Origin of the sequence: Sorangium sp. So ce145 (assembly GCF_051525985.1) — a bacterium.
GTDB lineage: Bacteria > Myxococcota_A > Polyangia > Polyangiales > Polyangiaceae > Sorangium > Sorangium cellulosum_B.
This window is the reverse complement of record NZ_CP150315.1, coordinates 446082-463930: the sequence shown is the minus strand read 5'-3', so window position 1 is coordinate 463930 and position 17849 is coordinate 446082. Positions and strand designations below refer to the sequence as shown.

The following is a 17849-nucleotide window of genomic DNA, read 5'->3' as shown; positions in this document are numbered from 1 at the left end:
GCGCACCATGGCAACGGACGCGAGCGGTTCGGACCGGGCTGGGCGGAGCGCCAGCGGAGGCGGAGGGAGCGACGGGAGCGGCGGCCACGAAGGCGCCCGCGCGCCGCACCCGAGCGTGGCGCGCGCGGTGACGCTGTTCGAGGATCGCGCCGAGGTCGTGCGCGCGGCGCGCGTCGAGGTCCAGGCCGGGGCGCAGTGGATCGCGATCGGCGGCGTCTCGGTGTTCGTCGACGAGCGCACCGTGCAGGCGCGCATCGCGGGCGCGGGCGCGGACGCGGTGCGCGTGACGGCGGCGCGCGTCCGGTGGAGGGCGCACAGGGAGGCGGCGCTCGGCCGCGAGGCGATCGACGCGCTGGAGCGCGAGGAGCGCGAGGCGTCGCTGCGGGCCGGCGCCGCGGAGCGCGCGCGGGACCGGGCGTCGCGGCGCGAGGCCCACCTCGACCAGCTGCTCGCGAAGTGGGCGCGGGCGATGAGCGAGGTCCCGAAGGACGCAGGCGAGCCCGCGCGCCTCGCCTCGTGGCGCGGCGGCGCCGAGGCGCTGCACGCGGCGCTCGCCGAGGCGCTCGGCGCCTCGGCCGACGCGCGCGCGGCGCGGGCGCGCGCCGAGGAGGACGCCCGGCGCGCCGGGGCGCGGCTGCGCGAGGGGTCGGTCGAGCAACCGCGCTACGAAGCGGTGATCGAGGTCGAGGTGCACGCCCCCGCGCCGCAGCCCGTCGACATCGAGCTGACGTACCGCGTCGCGTGCGCGATCTGGCGCCCCGAGCACCTGGCGCGGCTCGCCGCCGGCGCCGCGGGCGCGAGCGCGGGCGGCGCGGCGGCGCAGGGGCCTGGCGGCTCGATCGAGCTCACCACCTGGGCGGCCGCGTGGCAGGCGACGGGCGAGGTCTGGGAGAACGTCGCCGCGCGCTTCTCGACCGCGCGGCCGTCGAGGAGCGCCGAGGCGCCGCTGCTCGAGGACGACGTGCTCCGCGCGCGGCGCAAGACGGAGATCGAGCGCCGCCGCGTGATCGTCGAGGCGCGCGACCAGGCGATCGCCGCGGCCGGGCTCGACCGCGGGGCGCGGGCCGTCGACGAGATGCCGGGGGTGGACGACGGCGGCGAGCCGCTGATCTTCGAGGCGGCGGAGCCGGTGACCCTCCCCTCCGACGGCCGCCCGACGCGCATCGAGATCGCGCGGCGCTCGCTCCCCACCGAGCTCGCGCTGGTGCTGTACCCCGAGGTCCACCCCGCGGCCCACCTGCGCGCCACGGTGACGCTGGACGGCGGCGGCGCCGGCGGACGGCCGCGCCCGCTGCTTGCAGGCCCGGTGCGCGTCGCCCGGGGCGGCAGCCTCATCGGCCGCGCCCGGCTCGATTTCGTGGGCGCCGGCGAGCCGTTCGAGCTCGGCTTCGGCGTGGACGACGCCGTGCGCGTGCGGCGCACCGTCGACGAGGAGCAGGACACCGCCGCGATCACGGGGAGCCGCAAGATCCGCCGGCGTGTGAAGCTCTCCGTGTCCAACCTCTCCAGCAGCGTGAAGCGGGTGCTGGTCACCGAGCGGATCCCTGTCAGCGAGGTGGCCGAGGTCGAGGTCGCGCTCGGCGAGGCCCCCGGCTGGACGCTGGACGAGAAGGACGGATTTCTCCGTGGCCACGTCGAGCTCCCTCCGAAGGGGTTGAAGACGATGTCGTTCAGCTACGAGCTCCGCGCCGCAGCGAGCGTGGTGTTGCCTTTTTGAAGCCAGGAGACGCAGAGAGCGGGAACGTGGAAGGAGAGGAGGAGAGAAGGAGAGAAGCGCGGAAGCAGGGAAGCCGAGACGCCGACGGCCGCCGTCGCACGGTTCCGCGCGGAGCGCCGTTGACAGGACGCAGTGCGCTTCTGTAACGGATCGATCTCCCAGCGGCTTCACTCGTGAAGGAGGAGGATCGCCATGAGGCAGCAGATCGACGGGGCCGTGGTGCTGACCGCAGCCGACGAAGACGTGATGGAGTATTTGCCCAACCGAGGCGTCTTCATGGCGCAGCTGCTGGGAAGAGACCGCGGAAACGCCTTCGGCTTCTACAGGGGCACGATGGGCCCCGGCTGTGAGATCTCGCGCGAGCTCCACACGGAGACCACCGAGACCATCTACATCCTGGCCGGGCAAGCGCTCGGCATCGTCGGCGACCGCGAGGTGCCCCTCGGCCCCGGCCAGATGATGCACGTCGAGACGAACGTACACCACGGGCTGCGCAACACGGGCGCCGGGCCGCTCGAGTTCCTCGTCATCGGCCACCCCGATTTCTGATCGCGCGGTCCGCTCCTTGAGGTGCGCCGCGCCCCTCCGGTTCGCCTCCAGCGCGCTCGCGGTGACGGCGCTGCTCGGCGCTGCAGCGGCGCGAGCCGAGCCGCTCGCGGCGGCGCGAGCCGAGCCGCTCGCGGCGGCGCGAGCCGAGCCGCTCGCGGCGCCGTCCGGCGCGGCGACACGCGGAGCCGGCGACACCACCGCCCTCCGTTCCGGGGCGGCGCTGCCGAGCGGGCCACGCCGGACCGCGCCGGAGGCTCTCCCTCGCGCGCGGCCCGAGGTCGCGTGGGATCCGGCCTGGCCGCGCTTCCGCGTGAGCGAGTATGTGGCCACGGGGCTCCTGGCCGCGACCGCGTTTGGCACGCTCGCCATCCCGCCGTCCGAGGGCCGGTGGACGACCGTGAACGGCCTCGACGGCTCGGCGCGCGACGCCCTGCGCATCCGCAGCGATCGCCAGCGCGAGATGGCGCGGGACGCGAGCGATCTCCTGCTCACGCTGATGACCAACCACCTCGCGGTGGACGCCCTGCTCGTGACCTGGTGGGGGCACGGCCGCGGCAGCGTCGCCTGGGAGATCGCGATGATCGACGTCGAGGCGCTCGCGCTGAACGCGGCCCTGAACGGCGTCGTCGCGGGGCTCACGAGCCGCGAGCGCCCCTACCGCGCCGGGTGCGCCGGGCCGGAGGAGCAGCAGGACCGCGACTGCCGGGGGAGCAAGCGGTACAGGAGCTTCTTCAGCGGCCACAGCTCGACCGCCTTCACGGCGGCGGGGCTCGTGTGCTCGCACCACGCGCGCCTGCCCCTGTACGGCGGCGGCGCCCCCGACGCGCTCGCGTGCGCCGCGTCCCTCGGGACGGCGGCGGCCGTGGCGACGCTCCGGGTCGTCTCCGACCAGCACTTCGCGACCGACGCGCTCACGGGCGCGGCGGTGGGCGCCCTGACCGGCCTCGGGCTCCCGTGGCTCCTGCACTACCGCGGCGGCGCCCCCGCCTCGGACGCGCAGCGCGGGGACGGCGTCACGCTCAGCTTCGCGCCCGCGCCGCTCGGCGGGTACCTGGTGGGCAGGTTCTAGCGATGGCGCTCCGCCGCGCGCTGGCCGCCGCCGCGACGCTCGCCGCGCTCACCCTGCTGCCCGCCGGGGCCGGCGCCCAGGATCCGGCCGACCTGCCGTCGCCCGCCGGCGAGCCGCCGCCGGTGCCCTCGGGCATCGACCTCCTGCAGAAGCGCTCTTACTGGGCGCGGAGCGCCGCCGCGCGCCCGTTCGTCTCCGCGCTGATGGATCTCGGCGTGATCTATTTCAGGCCGAGCCTCGCGCTCGGCGTGGGCAAGCCGCACTGGTCCTGGCTCGGAATCGAGGCCTACGCGAGCGGCTCGCCGAGCGGCGGCGCGGAGTACCTGGGCCTCCGCGCCGCGCTGCCCAGCGTGGAGATCCGCGGCGGCGCGCGGTACGCCTTCTCGACGACCCAGTACTTCCTCGAGCCGCGGGCGTCGTACACGCGCAGGGACACCGAGCTCATGCAGGGCCCCCCGTCGCGGTACGTCGCGGCGGAGCTCGAGGTGTCTGGCTCGATACCCTTGCTCGGAGGCAGCCTGTTCGGCGTCGCGACCGGCTATGCGGTGCTGGGGACGCCGGAGGGATTCTACCTTTACGAGGAGGCGCTCCACGCGGTGATGAAGCCGCCGTACCTCTACCGGGCCCGGCTCGGCTACATGGCGGAGATGGACCGGTTCGGCGAGCTCCGCCTGGGCGCCGCCGCCGAGGTGCTCGGCAACCCTGGCCGCGACAGCGTCGTCGTGCGGCTCGGCCCCGTGCTGGCCGTGTCGTTGACGCACCACCTGGACGCGGTGGGGACGGTGATGGTGGTGGCCGCGACGCCCGATCGGCTCGGCCTGCTGGGCGCGGATCTCGGCCAGCTCGGCCTTCGATACCGGTGGGCGACCGGCGATCGCTGGCCGGAGTTCCCCTGACGCATGCGCCTGCCGCGACGCGTGGTAAGCGTCTCGGCATGAACAAGCTCATCTCCCTGACGTTCCTCGCCGCGGCCCTCGCGGCGTGCACCCAGCCCGGCGAGGCGAGCGCGCCCGCGGCCGCCGGCGCCGCCGCGCCGCAGCCCGAAAAGGCCGGCGCCCCGAAGGCGAAGGCCGCGGACGCGCCGGCGGCTCAGGCGAAGGCGGCCCAGGCCAAGATCGGGCAGCCCGCGCCCGATTTCACGCTGCCGGACCTCGACGGCAAGCCCGTCAAGCTGGCCGATCACAAGGGCAAGACGGTCGTCCTCGAGTGGTTCAACCCCGGTTGCCCGTTCGTGCAGCTCGCGCACCGAAAGGGCGGCCTGAAGGACGTGCCGGCGCAGCAGACCCAGAAGGGGGTCGTGTGGCTCGCCATCAACTCGGGCGCTCCGGGCAAGCAGGGCGCCGCCAAGGAAGAGAACGTGAAGGCAAAGGGCGAGTTCGGGATGAGCTACCCGGTCCTCATCGACGAGAAGGGCGATGTGGGGCGCGCGTACGGCGCCCAGCGCACACCGCACATGGTCGTCATCGATCCCCAGGGCACGGTCGTCTACGCCGGCGCCATCGACAGCACGAAGGGCGGTGAGCCCGAGCCGGGCGAGCAGGTCACGAACTACGTCGATGTCGCGCTGACCGAGCTCGCCGCCGGCAAGGCGATCTCCACGAAAGAGACCGAGGCGTTCGGCTGCACCGTCAAGTACTGACCAGCCCGCCGGCGGGCCCATGAGCAGCGGAGCAGCTGAACCCACCTCGGCATCATGTCGCGCGCCCCACAAATAGCGTCGCGGACGGCGTCCCGCACCTCGCTGCTCTCTCGTTGGATCGTTCATTGGCGCTGCCGTCGGCGCGTCGCTGAACGTCGCTCACCGTCGCGCCCGCCGTCTGTTCCCGCCCCACGCCCATCGCCGCGCCGAGCGCATCGCACCCTGGCCCCTCGCGGCGACAGGCCCAGTCCGGGGTGTTGACATGGACGTAAACTCAGGTTTACCGTTGGGTGACAGTTTTGGCATATCGCTCGTAGCTCACGCCTGAAGCGAGGCGCTCACTGGCACGCGGCCGGGCGGTCCGGGATGATGGCGATTCGAGGCCATGCGCTGGGGGGCTCTACCTTCGCTGTTGAAAAGGGTCCGAGTCATGAGCCGAATGGGAGGAGCGGGCTCGGAGAGTGCGAACGCCGCGTGGTCGGCGAGCGAGGAGCCCACGTCCCGCCCCGTCTCGATCGCGCCCCAGAGCAGGCCGCCCCGCTCCGCCCCGCCGGGGAGCTCGGGCGCCGCGCAGGAAACGGTGTTCCTGTCCGTCGAGCCGCCCTCGTCGCGCGTGCCGAGCAGGTTCCCCATCCGCAACTGGGATCGGTATGAGTGCGAGTCGCTCATCGGGAAAGGGGGAATGGGCACGGTCTACAAGGCCAGGGACCCGCGACTCCACAGGTACGTGGCGCTCAAGCTGATACGGGGCAACGATCCGGAGCTCGCCCAGCGCTTCATCTGGGAAGCGCGGGCCCAGGCCCGGGTCGAGCACCCGAACATCTGCAAGGTGTACGAGGTGGGCGAGGCGCAGGGCCAGCCGTTCATCGCCATGCAGTACATCGACGGCCAGCCGCTCCACCGGGTGGCGCAGCAGCTGTCCCTCGAGCAGCGGGTGAAGATCGTGGCCGACGTCGCGGACGGCCTGCACGCCGCCCACCGGCTCGGGCTGATCCACCGCGACATCAAGCCGGCGAACATCCTGGTGGAGCGGACCGCCGAGGGCGCCTTCCGCCCCTACCTCCTCGATTTCGGGCTCGCGAGGGACACCGCGGCGGACGCCCGAGCGACGGCGAGCGGCGAGGGGACGCCGGCGTACATGGCGCCCGAGCAGGTGTCCGGGGGCCAGCGCCAGCTCGACCGCCGCACGGACGTCTACTGCCTCGGCTCCACGCTCTACGAGGTCCTCGCCGGGCGCCCGCCGTTCGTCGACCCCTCGGTGACGAGCCTCATCGCCCGCGTGGCGCGCGAGCTGCCGGCGCCGGTGCGGAAGATCGACAAGCGGATCCCCGTCGATCTCGAGACCATCGTGATGAAGTGCCTCGAGAAGGAGCCCCAGCGGCGGTACGACTCCGCGAAGATGCTCGCGCTCGATCTCGAGCGCTACCTCGAGGGGGAGCCGATCGACGCGCGGCCGATGGGCATCGGCTACCGCGCCCTGAAGCGCGCCAGGAAGCACAGGCTCGCGGTCGCGGCGGCCGCCGTGGCGCTCGTCGTGCTCGCGCTCTCGGGCGCCGTCGCCCTCCGCGCGAAGCTCGCCGCCGCGCGGCAGGCCGAGCTCGCCGCGCGCGTGGCGTCCCTGGCCGAGGGCTTCGGTCAGGACGTCAAGGAGATGGAGCTGTTCATGCGCTACGCCTACGCGCTCCCCCTCCACGAGGTGTCGCGGGAGAAGGAGGTCATCCGGGCGCGCCTGGGCGAGATCGACCGGAAGATGCAGGGCATGCGCGAGACGACGGGCGATCTCGTCGAGGGCCCTGGCCGCTACGCGCTCGGGCGCGGGCACCTCGCGCTGCACGAGCCCGAGGAGGCGCTCGCGCACCTCGAGGCGGCGCTCGCGAGCGGGTATGCCACGCGCGACGCGAAATTCGCGGCGGGCCTCGTGCACGGCATGCTCTACCTGAAGGGGCTCGATCGGGCGCGGCGCCTCGCCGACAAGGGGGAGCGGTCCGCGCACCAGCTCGAGCTCGAGGAGCGGCACAAGCAGCCGGCGCTCAGGCACCTGAGGGACAGCGTGAGATCGGCCGCGGAGCCGCCGTCGTACGCCGTGGCGCTCATCGCGCTCTACGAGGGGCGGTTCGACGAGGCGCTCGCCGACGCGCGGCTGGCGTTCGCGCGATCGCCCTGGGAATACGAGGCGAAGAAGCTCGAGGGCGACATCCTGCTCGCGAAGGGCACGGCGGCGCGCGACCTCGGGGAGCACGCGGCGGCGCTCGTCGAGTTCTGGGGCGCCGTCGCCTCGTACGAGGCCGCGGCGGAGATGGCCGAGAGCGATCCCGACGTCCACGAGGCGGCCGCGCGCGCCCTGAGCGAGATCATGCTGATCGAGGCGCAGCGCGGCGGAGACGCGGAGGAGGTCGTCGCGCAGATCATCGCCCGGTGCGACAAGGCGCTCCGGGCCAACCCGCGGGCGAGCGGCGCGCTCGCCAAGAAGGCCTGGGCGCTCGTGCACCGCGGAAGGCGCGACCTGTCGCGCGGCTCGGACCCGAGGTCGGACCTCGTCGAGGCGGTCGCGGCCAGCGAGCAAGCGGTCCAGGGCGACCCGTCGGACGCGACCGCGTACGGCGCGATGGGGGCGAGCTTCTTCCTCCTCGCGTCGCACGAGAGCGCCGTGGGGCTCGACGCGTGGCCCTCGCTCGGCCGCGCGGTCGACAGCGCGCAGCGATCGCTCGCCCTCGACCCGAACTCCTTCTGGGCGTGGAACGACGCCGCCATCGCCTACGGCATGATGGCCGAGTACGCCGCGTCCCGCGGCGCCGATCCCCTCCCCCTCTTCGAGCTCGGCGCGTCGTACGCCGAGCGGGCGATCGAGATCGCGCCGAACGACATGCCGCCGCTCCTCAACCAGGGCTGGCTCTACGCGCGGCGCGCGCAGTACGAGCTCGACCACGGGGCGTCGCCCGAGGAGTCGCTCGACGTGGCCAAGGACAGCCTCGAGGCGGCCCTGCGGCGGCGCCCGGACAGCTACCGCGCCTACAACAACCTGGCCCTGACTTACCTGATCCAGGGCCGGCACGAGCGGCTCACCGGCGGGAGCCCGGAGGTCTCGCTCGCGCGGTCGATCGAGGCGTACGGCGCGGCGGCGCGCCTCAACCCGGACGATCTCGAGGCGAAGCAGGGGGCGGGCCTCGCGCGCATCGAGGCGGCGCACGGGGCGCTCCTCCGGGGAGGGGATCCGACGGCCGCGCTCCGGGCGGCGAGGGGCGCGATCGAGCCCATCGTGGCCGCGAGGCCGCAGCACGCGGGCGCGCTCCTCGCGCTCGGGCACATCGAGCTGCTCTCGGCGCGGTGGGCCGCGTCGCGCGGCGGGAGCCCTGCGGCGGCGCTCGACGCCGCGGAGCGGTCGCTGCTCCGCGCCCTCGAGGCGAACGTGGGCAATCCGAGGATCTCCGGCGCCCTGGCCGAGGTCCACCGGCAGCGCGCCGCCCTGACCGGGCCGGGGCTGCTCGACGTGCGCTCGGAGGTCGAGGCGGGGCTCGCGCTGATCGAGCGCACGCTGGCCATCGACCCGGGCTTCCCGCTGGCGAGCGCCAGGAAGGGCGCGCTGCTCCTCCTCCGGGCGAAGGTGGAGCGCGAGCGCGCGGCGCGCCTGGATCTGGCCCAGCGCGCCGGGGCCTTGCTCGACGAGGCGCTCCGCGGCAACCCGCTGCTCGCGCGCGAGTACGCGCCGCTCCTCGACGAGGCGCGGAAGGTCGCCGCGGCGAGCCACCCTTAGCCCCGGATCCCCGCAGCGGCGCTACCTGCGTCTAGGCCGCGACAGCCTGGCCATCGCCTCGTCGTGGGCCCACTTGACGCGCATGAACTCGCGGGCGTCGCCGCCGCGATCGGGGTGCGTGACGAGCGCGAGCCGGCGGAACGCCTGGCGGATCTCGTCCGCGCTCGCGGCCTCCGCCAGGCCGAGCACCGCGAACGGCGACACGCCGCGCGCGGACGCAGGCCGCGAGGGGGCGCGGCTCGACGGCCCGGGTGGCGGCGACGGGGGCGCCTCCCGCCGCGCGCGCGGCTTGGGCCACGGGGGCTCGCCGCGCAGGACGCGCGTCCAGGCCGTCGCCCACGCCGGCGCGATCTCGACGAGCGGGCGCCCGGCCGCGCGCTCGGCCTGCGCCCGCGCCTCCTCGACGGTCCGCGCGCCGCCCTGGCTCGCGTCCGGAGGGCGGAACGGGTCGCGCGCCGGCTCGGCCGTCCACCAGGCGGCCCACAGGAAGCGGCGGCGGCGGGTCGGGGTCACCGCGTAGACGCCGCGGAGCGGGAGCGTCATCGGGGCCTGGCCTTCAGAAGATCTCGGGGCACCACGGGGCGCGCGCGGCGCGGAACAGGCTGTCCGCGCGCTCGATGGCGCCTCCGGAGAGCGCCTCGACCTGGCCCGCGTCGGCCATGCAACGGAACGAGACGCCGCCGAGGTACGCCGAGCCGAGCGCCGTGATGTCGAGGCGGAGGTCCGGCGCCGCCGTGGTGCGCGTCGCGCGCCGCTCGCCCCCGTCGAGCTGGAACCGGCCCGCGTTCCAGGGGCAATCGCGGTCGGTGATCTCGAGCGTGAGCGCCTCGCCGCTGCCGTAGGCGCGCGCCGCGAGCGCGGCCTCGACGTCCACGATGCGCACCCACAGCCCGTCGCTCGCCGTGAGGCGCAGCCGCCGCGGCTCGACGAGGAGCATGCCGAGGGGATGATCGGGCGGCAGGAGGCTCGCCTCGATCCGCTGCGCCAGGTCGATGTCGAAGAGGTACCGCCAGACGAGCCTCGTCCCGAGCGGCGAGGCGCCGATCGCCTCGATGACGCGGATGGAGCCGATCGGGATCGTGGACGCGTCCCACCGGTGGTGCACGCAGTACAGCGCGTAGGCTTCGGCGCGCCCGTCGACCTCGATCACGACGCGCTGGAGCGGGCCGCCCCCCTGGCGGATGAAGTCGTTGTCGCAGAGCCGCCGGCCCTGCCACCAGGGCTCCGAGCGCGCCAGCATCCCGGGGACGAGCGGGCGGGCGCGCTCCCAGACCGGCGCGAACGCCTCGAGCGCCTCGGCTTCCCCGAGCAGCCGCGCCCGGCCCTCCGCGCTCGCCTCCCCGCGGAACGCGGTGCGATCGCGCTCGATCGAGATGGAGCACGCCTGCGACGCGAGGCCGTAGCCGAAGCGGCCGTAGATGGAGCCCTCCGTGGCCCAGAGAGAGGAGATCGGCTGCCCCGCGGCCCGCGCCTCGTCGAGGTGCCGCCGGACGAGGCGCGTGAGGATGCCGCGGCGGCGGTGCGTCGGCATGACCCCGACCATCGTGAGCCCGGCGACCGGGACGGCGCCGCCCGGCGTGGTCATCGTGAGCGAGAACGTGCCGGCGGCCCCGACGAGCGACCCGCCGTCGTACGCGCCGAGGCCATACGTGAGCTCCGGGAGCCGCTTCGTCGCCTCCAGGCGCTCGGGGTTCACGAGCGCGCCGAAGGCGGTGAGGATGGGATGGACGAACTCGCCGTGCTGCTCGGGGGCCAGCTGCCGCAGCTCGATGGTCATCCGCCCACGATAGCAGTCGCGCCGGCGCCCTACGCGCTCAGCCGGCCCTGCTCCCTCGCCGCCGCCCGCCGGATGCGCGTCTTCAGCCAGGCCTCGATGAGCGGCCACACCGTGAGCGGCGCGTCCCGGCCGACGACGATGTCGAGGTGGCCGCGCGGGAACTCGCGGTACGTCTTGTCCGAGGAGCGGCTGAAATCGTACGCGGGCTTCACCGACGCCGGCGGCGCGAGATCGTCGTGCGTGCCCGCGATGACCAGGAGCGGCAGGTCGAGCTGCTCGAAGCGCTCGGCGTAGCCGAAGAGGCTCCCCATGTGGTGGCCGCTCTTCCGGGACGCCGCCGCATCCAGGAACATGTTCCGGAGCACCGTGATGCTGCCGCTGTCCATCGCCAGCGACATGTGCTGCGTGAGCACCCGCGTCTCCATCGAGCCGGGCACGAACCCCCGGATCGGCAGCGGAAAGATCGGGCTCTCGACGAACGCGCGCACGAACCGGAACGGCTCGCCCCACGCCGACAGCGGGAGCGCCCCCTGTCCGAGCGGGACGCGCCGGTCGACCGTCAGCATCAGCCGGCCGAGCAGCGCGAGCGACCGCGACCCGTGCGTGAACAGGTACGGGCTCCCGAGCGTGACGATCCCGCCGACCGCGTCCCCCATCGTCGGCGCCGTCGCGTAGCCGACGAGCCCCCCGAGCGAGTGGCCGATCAGGTACACCGGCCGCGGGCCCGAGATGCGCCGGATCTCCTCGATCGCCGCCGGCACGTCCTCGCGGACGAAATCGGTCACGTGGGCCGGCCGCCGCGCCCCGAGGTGCCGCGACCGACCGTGCCCCCGCAGGTCCAGGTTGAAGACGTCGAAGCCCGCGCGCGCCAGGTAGTTCGAGAAGCTCCGCGACGGCAGGTGCCAGATGTACCGGTTCTGGCCGTACCCGTGGACCAGCAGCACGCTCGCCACCGTGCTCCGGAGCCGCGCGCTCCGCTTGCGGATCATCGCCAGCGGCACGTCCCGCTCCACCGACTCCGCGTCCTCCACCCCGGGCGCGCGCGCCCCCTCGATCCCGCGGCTCGCCGGCGGGGACTCGTGCGTGGTGCTGCGGACCCGCACCACCACGAGCTCCTTGATGAACCTGTCCCGCTCGTCGCGGTCGATCGTCTGCTCGACCTGGGCCTGATGCAGGATCATCCTTTCCGTCTATTGCGGATTATTTTGCTGTGTGCAACCTCGTTTGGTCCGCCAGCAATGCCGCCGCCGTGGGGCCCTGCCGCGCCGACATCGCACGGTCACCGACGGCGATCACGGACAGGCACGCTCTGGCGCGCGGTCGTTGAAAAAGCTCCGCCGTGGGCGGTCCGCGGGCGTCACACGGCGCTGCGTCTCGTGTACCCTCCCCTCGCTGGTGCCCGGTCCACCGGGGCGCGCGGAGAACCCGAGGCTGGCCTCGGCGCGCCCGTTCCGTGGGCGCGGAGCCCGGCCCTGAACTTACGCATCGCTAGGTGACCTACAATGTACCACGTGAAGATGGGTCGGCAGCTCGCGGTCGGGGTGCACGCAAGGGCCGCCGCGCTCGCCGCATTGCTCGGCGCCGTGTGCTTCTCGTCGAGCGCCGGCGCGCAGCCCAAGGACGACGCCGAAGACAAGCTGGACGACTCCCCCGCTGCCGAGAAGCAGGCCACGGACGAGAAGGCGCAGGACGACAAGGCGCCCGGCGAGAAAGACGATCCGCAGGAGGCGCCGCCCGAGGCGGCGGATGAGAACGCCCCGTTCGAGCGAGAGGGCAAGACCTATCGGTTCGCCGGGCTCCGGTTCCGGAACCTCATCGTGCCGAAGGCGATGATCAACCTCTTCGCGGACGGCGGGTCGAGCGTGAACGTGTTCACCTTCGGCCCGGAGCTCTCGACGCGCAGGGACGGGCTCGAGATCGATCTGGCGATCTCCTACGCGGACTACTCGATGGATCCCTTCCTCTTCAAGGGGAAGAACGACGGCGACGACGCGTGGGAGATGGTGTCGAGCACCATGAAGCTCGTCTACTTCACGACCGATCTCCTCTACGAGATCCCGCTCGACAAGGAGAAGGGCCGCTTCTCCCTGCTGATCGGCGGCGGCGTCGGGCTCGGCGTCGTCTTCGGCAACCTCTACCGCGCGCAGGCGTACCCGAACAACCCGTCGCGCCTCGACCCCGACGACGTGGGCTCGTGGAGCAAGTGCCCCGGCCCGATCGGCGGCTTCTGCGACGGCTCCAACGAGCATTTCGGCGACTACGACGAGCCGAGCTGGATCAACGGAGGATCCAAGCCGTCGGTGTTCCCGTGGATCTCGTTCCCGCAGCTCAGCTTCCGGTACAAGCCGATCAAGCAGCTCCAGACGCGGCTCGACGCCGGCTTCTCCATCACAGGGTTGTTCTTCGGGCTGTCCGCGGGGTATGGCCTCTGATCGAGGGATGAGGTGACGTCGCGTCCGCTGTTTCCGCCGCGTTATGAGCCGATCGGGGCCCTCGGAAAGGGCGGTGGTGGCGAGGTGTGGGCGGTGCGCGACCGCCTCACCGGCAAGACGGCCGCGCTGAAGACGCTCGGCGAGGAGGCGGACGAGCCGGAGGTGCTCGCGCTCGTCCGCGAGGCGGCGGCGCTGTCGGGCGTCGAGGGCCTCGGCGTGCCGCGCGTGCTGCGCTTCGGCCGGCTGCCCGCGTCAGGGCGGCCCTTCATGGTGCGCGAGCTCGTCGAGGGGACGAGCCTCGCCGATCTGCTCGCGCGCAAGGGCGACCTGGCCAGGAACCTCGCGGCCATCGCCGACGCGGCCGATCAGCTGACGCGGCTGCACCGCGCGCTCCTGCTGCACGGCGACGTGAAGCCCGCGAACATCATCGTCGGCGAGGGCGGCCGCGCCACGCTCGTCGACCTCGGCCTCGCCGCGCCGTTCCGGGACGACGGCTCGCGGCCCGTGGGCCTCACGCCCCGCTACGCCGCGCCGGAGCTCTTCAAGGGCGACCCGCTCACCGTCCGCGCCGAGGTGTTCGCGCTCGGCGCGACGCTCGCCGAGGCCCTCCGCGACAGCGGGGGCGAGCGTGATCCGAAGGTCGTCGAGGCGCTCCAGGGGGTCGTCGACCGGGCGACCGCCAAGGACCCGAACGCGCGCTACCCGAGCGCCGACGAGCTCGCGAACGCGCTCCGGCGCGCGGCGCGGCTCCCCTCCGGGCCGGGCGAGGAGGCCGCGAGGCCGGGCGAGGCGGGCGCGCGGCCCGACGCGGACGCGGGCGCCGTGGTCTGGCCCATCGTCGGGCTGGACGCGCCCTCCACGCGGCTGCTCGCGCAGATCATGGCGCTGCCCGCGGGCGGCGGGCTCTCGATCGAAGGCCCGCGCGCCTCCGGGCGGAGCGCGCTGCTCCGGCGCATCGCGTGGTCGCTCGAGGTCGGCGGGTACGCCGTCGCGTGGGTCGAGGCGGCCCGCGTGGCGGACCCGCGCGAGGCGCTCTCGATCGAGCTGTCGGAGCACGATCTCGGCCGGGTGACGGCGCTCGTCGACGACGCCGATCGGCTCGGCGACGCGGCGATCGAGCGGCTCGACGAGGTGCGGAAGGCCGGCGGCAAGCTCGTGCTCGTGCTCGGGGATCCATCGGAGAGCGGCGCGAACCGGGGGCCTGGCGCGGCGCGCGCCACGCGCGGCGCGCCCGCTGACGACGCGACGCGCGCCGCGCGCGGCGCGCCCGCTGACGAGGCGCCTTCGCCCGCGCGCCTGGGCCGCGGGTTCGAGCGCTTCGAGATGGCGCCGCTCGACGAGCAGGTCGCCCGCGAGCTCGTGCAGCGCACCATCCCGTCGCTGAGCGACGCGGTGGCGGCGCACGTCGTCTCCCGCGCGGGGCGGTGGCCCGGGCGCATCCGCGAGATCGTCGCGTGCATCGCGCGCGCGCCCGTCGCGTCGACCGAGGACGTCGATCGGCTGCTCGACGCGCCCCCGACGAGCGCGGTGGCGTCCGGGCCGGGCGGCGCTGGCGCCGAGGGGGCGGCGCTGCCGCCGGCGGAGATCCACCGGCTGCTCGACCGCGGCCACTTCGACGCGGCCGCGGAGGCGCTCGGGCGGCACGAGGGCGGCGGCTCGGCCGCCGCGGTGCCCGCCTTGACGCTCGCGCGCGCGCGGCTCGCCATGAACCGCGGCGACACGGCGCGGGCGCTCGCCGAGCTCGGGCGCGTGAAGGACCAGGTCGAGGCCTCGGACGATCACGCGCTGGCGGCGTTCTGGTCGCTGCAGATGGCCCGCGCGCTCGTGCGCGCCGGCGACTACGGCGAGGCGGAGCGCCGCGCGGGCGAGGCCGTGGAGCGGGTGGGCCCGCTCAAGATCGAGGCGGAGCTGACCGGCGCGTCGCGCCCCGAGCTCGCGACGGCCGCCGCGTTCGGCGCCTCGCCCGAGGCGATCGTCGCCGAGGCGGTGGCGACGCGCGGGCTCGCGCAGAGCTTCGCCTCGCGGCACGAGGACGCGAAGCGCACGCTGGAGCACGCGGTCCGGCTCGCGCGGCTCACGGGAGAGCCGCGGATCCTGTCGGTCGCGCTCGTGTCGCTCGCCTTCGCGCTCCAGCGGGACGATCGCCTCAGCGAGGCGAAGGCGGTCTACGAGGAGGCGCTCACGGCCGCGGAGCAGGCCGGCGACGCGGGCACGCTCGCGACGACCCGCCTGAACCTCGCCGCGCTCACGAAGCTCCAGGGCGACCTCGGCGCGGCCATCCGCCACCTCGAGGCCGCCGTCGATCTGGGCCGGCGCTCCGGCCGCGTGGCGACGATCCGCCAGGCGCTCCTCAACCTCGCGAACCTCGACCTCTACCTCGGGCGGCTCGCGCGGGCCCGGGTGTCGCTCGACGCGCTCGCCGCCCAGCGCGCGGATCTCGCGCCGCAGCAGCAGGCGCAGCTGCTCGCGCTCGAGGCGGAGCACGCGGCGCGCTCGGGCGATCTCGAGCAGGCCGAGCGGCTCTGCCTCGAGTGCGCCGAGGCGTACGAGGCGATGGGCCGGCGCATCGACGGGGTCGAGGCGCGGCTCGAGCGCGTGCTCTTCGCGGTGGCGCGCGCCGGCGCGGATCCGCGCGCCCTCGGCGAGGAAATCGACGTGGCGTCGGGGCGCCTCGGGACGACGGGCGCCCACCGCGCCCTGCTCGCGCTCGCGCGCGGCCGCGTCGCGGCGCTCGCGCGCGACGAGTGGCGGGCCCGGGCGGCGTACGACGAGGCGCTCGACGCGGCGCGCGCCGCGGGCCAGCGCGACTGGATCTGGCGCGCGCTGGAGGCGCGGGCGCAGCTCGAGACGGAGCGGGGGCACCTCATCCGGGCGCGCCACGACCGCGAGGAGGCGCTGATCACGCTGGAGGAGATCGCCTCGAAGCTGCCGCGCGACCTCCGGGAGGTGTTCTGGAACGACGCGCGGCGCAAGGAGATCCGGGCGGCCGCGATGCTCGAGCTGATGAGCAGCCGCACGGTGCCGTTCACCCAGCAGAGCGCGGCGGCTCAGGCGGGCGCGGCGCCCCCGCAGGGCGAGGACCGGCTGGCGCGGGTCCTCGAGATCAACCGCGAGATCGCCGGGGAGCACGATCTCACGCGCCTGCTCGCGAAGGTGACCGATCATGCGATCGCGCTCCTCCAGGCGGAGCGCGGGTTCATCATCCTGCAGCGCCCGCCGCGCGACGAGCTGCAGCAGGTTGCGGGCGAAGGCGCGGTCGATCTCTCGATCCACGCCTCGCGCGACCAGGCGGGGGACGACCCGCACGCGCGCTTCTCCAGCTCGATCGCCGAGCGGGTGATCTCCACGGGCGAGCCGGTCGTGACCGCGAGCGCGCGGGACGACGCGCGCATGAGCGATTACGTCTCGGTGCACCAGCTCATGCTGCAGTCGGTCGCGTGCGTGCCGATCCGGCAGCGGAGCGGGCAGGTGATCGGCGCGCTGTACCTGGAGACCCGGCTGAGCGCCGCGGCGAAGTTCGAGGTGGAGCTCCCGACGCTGAGCGCGCTGGCCGATCAGGTCGCGATCGCGATCGAGACGGCGCGCCTCGTGAGCGAGAACGAGCGCCGCGCCCGCGAGCTCGAGCGCGCGAACGAGGAGCTGCGCGCTGCGCGCGCCAAGCTGGAGGAGCTCCTCGGCCACCGCACCGCGCAGCTGGCCGCGACGCGGCGGGATCTGCGCTCGGCGCGCGCGGTGATCCGCGGCCATTTCGGCTACGAGGGCCTTGTCGGCACGAGCGAGGCGATGCGCCGCGTGTACGCGCTCATCGACCGGGTGAAGGACACGGACATCCCGATCCTGATCACGGGCGAGAGCGGGACGGGCAAGGAGGTCGTCGCGCGGACGATCCACAACGCGAGCCCGCGGGCGAAGAAGCCTTTCGTCGGCGTCAACTGCGGCGCGATCCCGGAGCACCTGCTGGAGAGCGAGCTCTTCGGGCACGTCCGCGGCGCGTTCACGGGCGCGGATCGCGACCGGAAGGGGCTCTTCCGGGAGGTGACCGGCGGCACCATCCTGCTCGACGAGATCGGGGAGATGCCGCAGAAGATGCAGGCGGGGCTCCTGCGTGTGCTGCAGGAGAAGGTCGTCCGTCCGGTCGGCGGCGCGCGCGAGGAGCCGGTCGACGCGCGGGTCATCGCGGCGACGCACCGGGATCTCGCCGACATGGTCTCGAGGGGCACGTTCCGCGAGGATCTCTATTACCGGCTGCACGTCGTCGAGGTGCGGGTGCCGTCGCTGCGCCAGCGGATCGAGGACATCCCGCTGCTCATCGACTATTTCCTCGGGATCTTCGCCGCGCGCTACGGCCGCGATCGCCGCAGCGTGTCCCGCGCCGCGCTGAAGCGGCTGTCGGCGTACACCTGGCCCGGGAACGTGCGGCAGCTCGAGAACGTGCTGCTCAACGCGTGGGTCCTGTCGGATCGCCCCGAGCTGGAGAGCGAGGACTTCGAGCTCCCCGACGCGGCGCCTCGGTCGCTGCGGGGCTCGCTCGACGGCGGCGCCGCGCCCCCGCCGCGAGCGCCCGCTGGCGGCGGGGCGCCCGCGAGCGCGGGCCGGGCTCCGCCGTCGAGCGACCCGCACCGCGTCGAGACGTCGCTGGACGCGCACAAGGCGAGCGAGCGGGAGCGGATCCTCGTCGCGCTCTCGAGCTGTAACTGGAACCGGGTGAAGGCGGCGCAGGTCGTGGGCCTGCCGCGCCGGACGTTCTACCGGCGCCTCAAGGAGTACGGGATCCAGTGATGCGGGGGCCGCGCTCGGGGCGGGGCGAGGCGGCCAAGCTGGCGGAAGGATTGGAGAAGTAGAGCAGGGTCCGGCCCCTGCTCTCGGGGCCGTAGACGGGCTTGGGTCCAACGATGGGTCCACGGCCGAGCCCGGG

The 17849-nt window shown here is 74.3% G+C and carries 11 protein-coding genes; 8 read left to right on the top strand and 3 right to left on the bottom strand.

Annotation, left to right across the window (positions count from 1 at the left end; genetic code table 11):
- Positions 1 to 7: 7 nt before the first annotated feature.
- From WMF34_RS01730 to WMF34_RS01705, 6 genes are all read left to right on the top strand, one after another.
- On the top strand, positions 8 to 1717 hold the full coding sequence (locus WMF34_RS01730) for a DUF4139 domain-containing protein (protein ID WP_437992222.1): 1710 nt from the start codon (positions 8 to 10) through the stop codon (positions 1715 to 1717).
- 192 nt (positions 1718 to 1909) lie between these two features.
- Positions 1910 to 2266, top strand: coding sequence for a cupin domain-containing protein (locus WMF34_RS01725; protein WP_012232951.1), 357 nt, complete (start codon positions 1910 to 1912; stop codon positions 2264 to 2266).
- Positions 2267 to 2282: 16 nt separating this feature from the next.
- Positions 2283 to 3335: a phosphatase PAP2 family protein gene (locus WMF34_RS01720; protein WP_437992221.1), complete on the top strand. Its 1053-nt coding sequence runs from the start codon at positions 2283 to 2285 to the stop codon at positions 3333 to 3335.
- Positions 3336 to 3337: 2 nt separating this feature from the next.
- Entirely contained in the window at positions 3338 to 4231 is an 894-nt protein-coding gene (locus WMF34_RS01715; RefSeq protein WP_012232949.1) for a hypothetical protein, read from the top strand.
- Between the two features lie 38 nt (positions 4232 to 4269).
- On the top strand, positions 4270 to 4974 hold the full coding sequence (locus WMF34_RS01710) for a thioredoxin family protein (RefSeq protein WP_012232948.1): 705 nt from the start codon (positions 4270 to 4272) through the stop codon (positions 4972 to 4974).
- 430 nt (positions 4975 to 5404) lie between these two features.
- Entirely contained in the window at positions 5405 to 8725 is a 3321-nt protein-coding gene (locus WMF34_RS01705; RefSeq protein WP_437992220.1) for a protein kinase domain-containing protein, read from the top strand.
- A gap of 21 nt (positions 8726 to 8746) precedes the next feature.
- Here WMF34_RS01705 and WMF34_RS01700 read toward each other — a convergent pair whose 3' ends face one another.
- From WMF34_RS01700 to WMF34_RS01690, 3 genes are read right to left on the bottom strand one after another with little or no spacing between them, the layout of a single operon-like run.
- On the bottom strand, positions 8747 to 9268 hold the full coding sequence (locus WMF34_RS01700) for a J domain-containing protein (RefSeq protein WP_437992219.1): 522 nt from the start codon (positions 9266 to 9268) through the stop codon (positions 8747 to 8749).
- Positions 9269 to 9281: 13 nt separating this feature from the next.
- Entirely contained in the window at positions 9282 to 10502 is a 1221-nt protein-coding gene (locus WMF34_RS01695; RefSeq protein WP_437992218.1) for a GNAT family N-acetyltransferase, read from the bottom strand.
- A gap of 29 nt (positions 10503 to 10531) precedes the next feature.
- The gene (locus WMF34_RS01690; RefSeq protein ID WP_437992217.1) at positions 10532 to 11683 is read right to left on the bottom strand and encodes an alpha/beta fold hydrolase; all 1152 of its coding nucleotides are present in this window, start codon (positions 11681 to 11683) and stop codon (positions 10532 to 10534) included.
- Positions 11684 to 12019: 336 nt separating this feature from the next.
- Between WMF34_RS01690 and WMF34_RS01685 the strand changes: the two genes are divergently transcribed.
- Positions 12020 to 12934 carry a hypothetical protein gene (locus WMF34_RS01685; protein WP_437994603.1) on the top strand — a complete coding sequence of 305 codons (915 nt, stop codon included), beginning with the start codon at positions 12020 to 12022 and terminating at the stop codon, positions 12932 to 12934.
- A gap of 12 nt (positions 12935 to 12946) precedes the next feature.
- Positions 12947 to 17713 (top strand): sigma 54-interacting transcriptional regulator, encoded by a 4767-nt coding sequence (locus tag WMF34_RS01680; RefSeq protein WP_437992216.1) that lies wholly within the window; start codon positions 12947 to 12949, stop codon positions 17711 to 17713.
- Positions 17714 to 17849 lie beyond the last annotated feature (136 nt).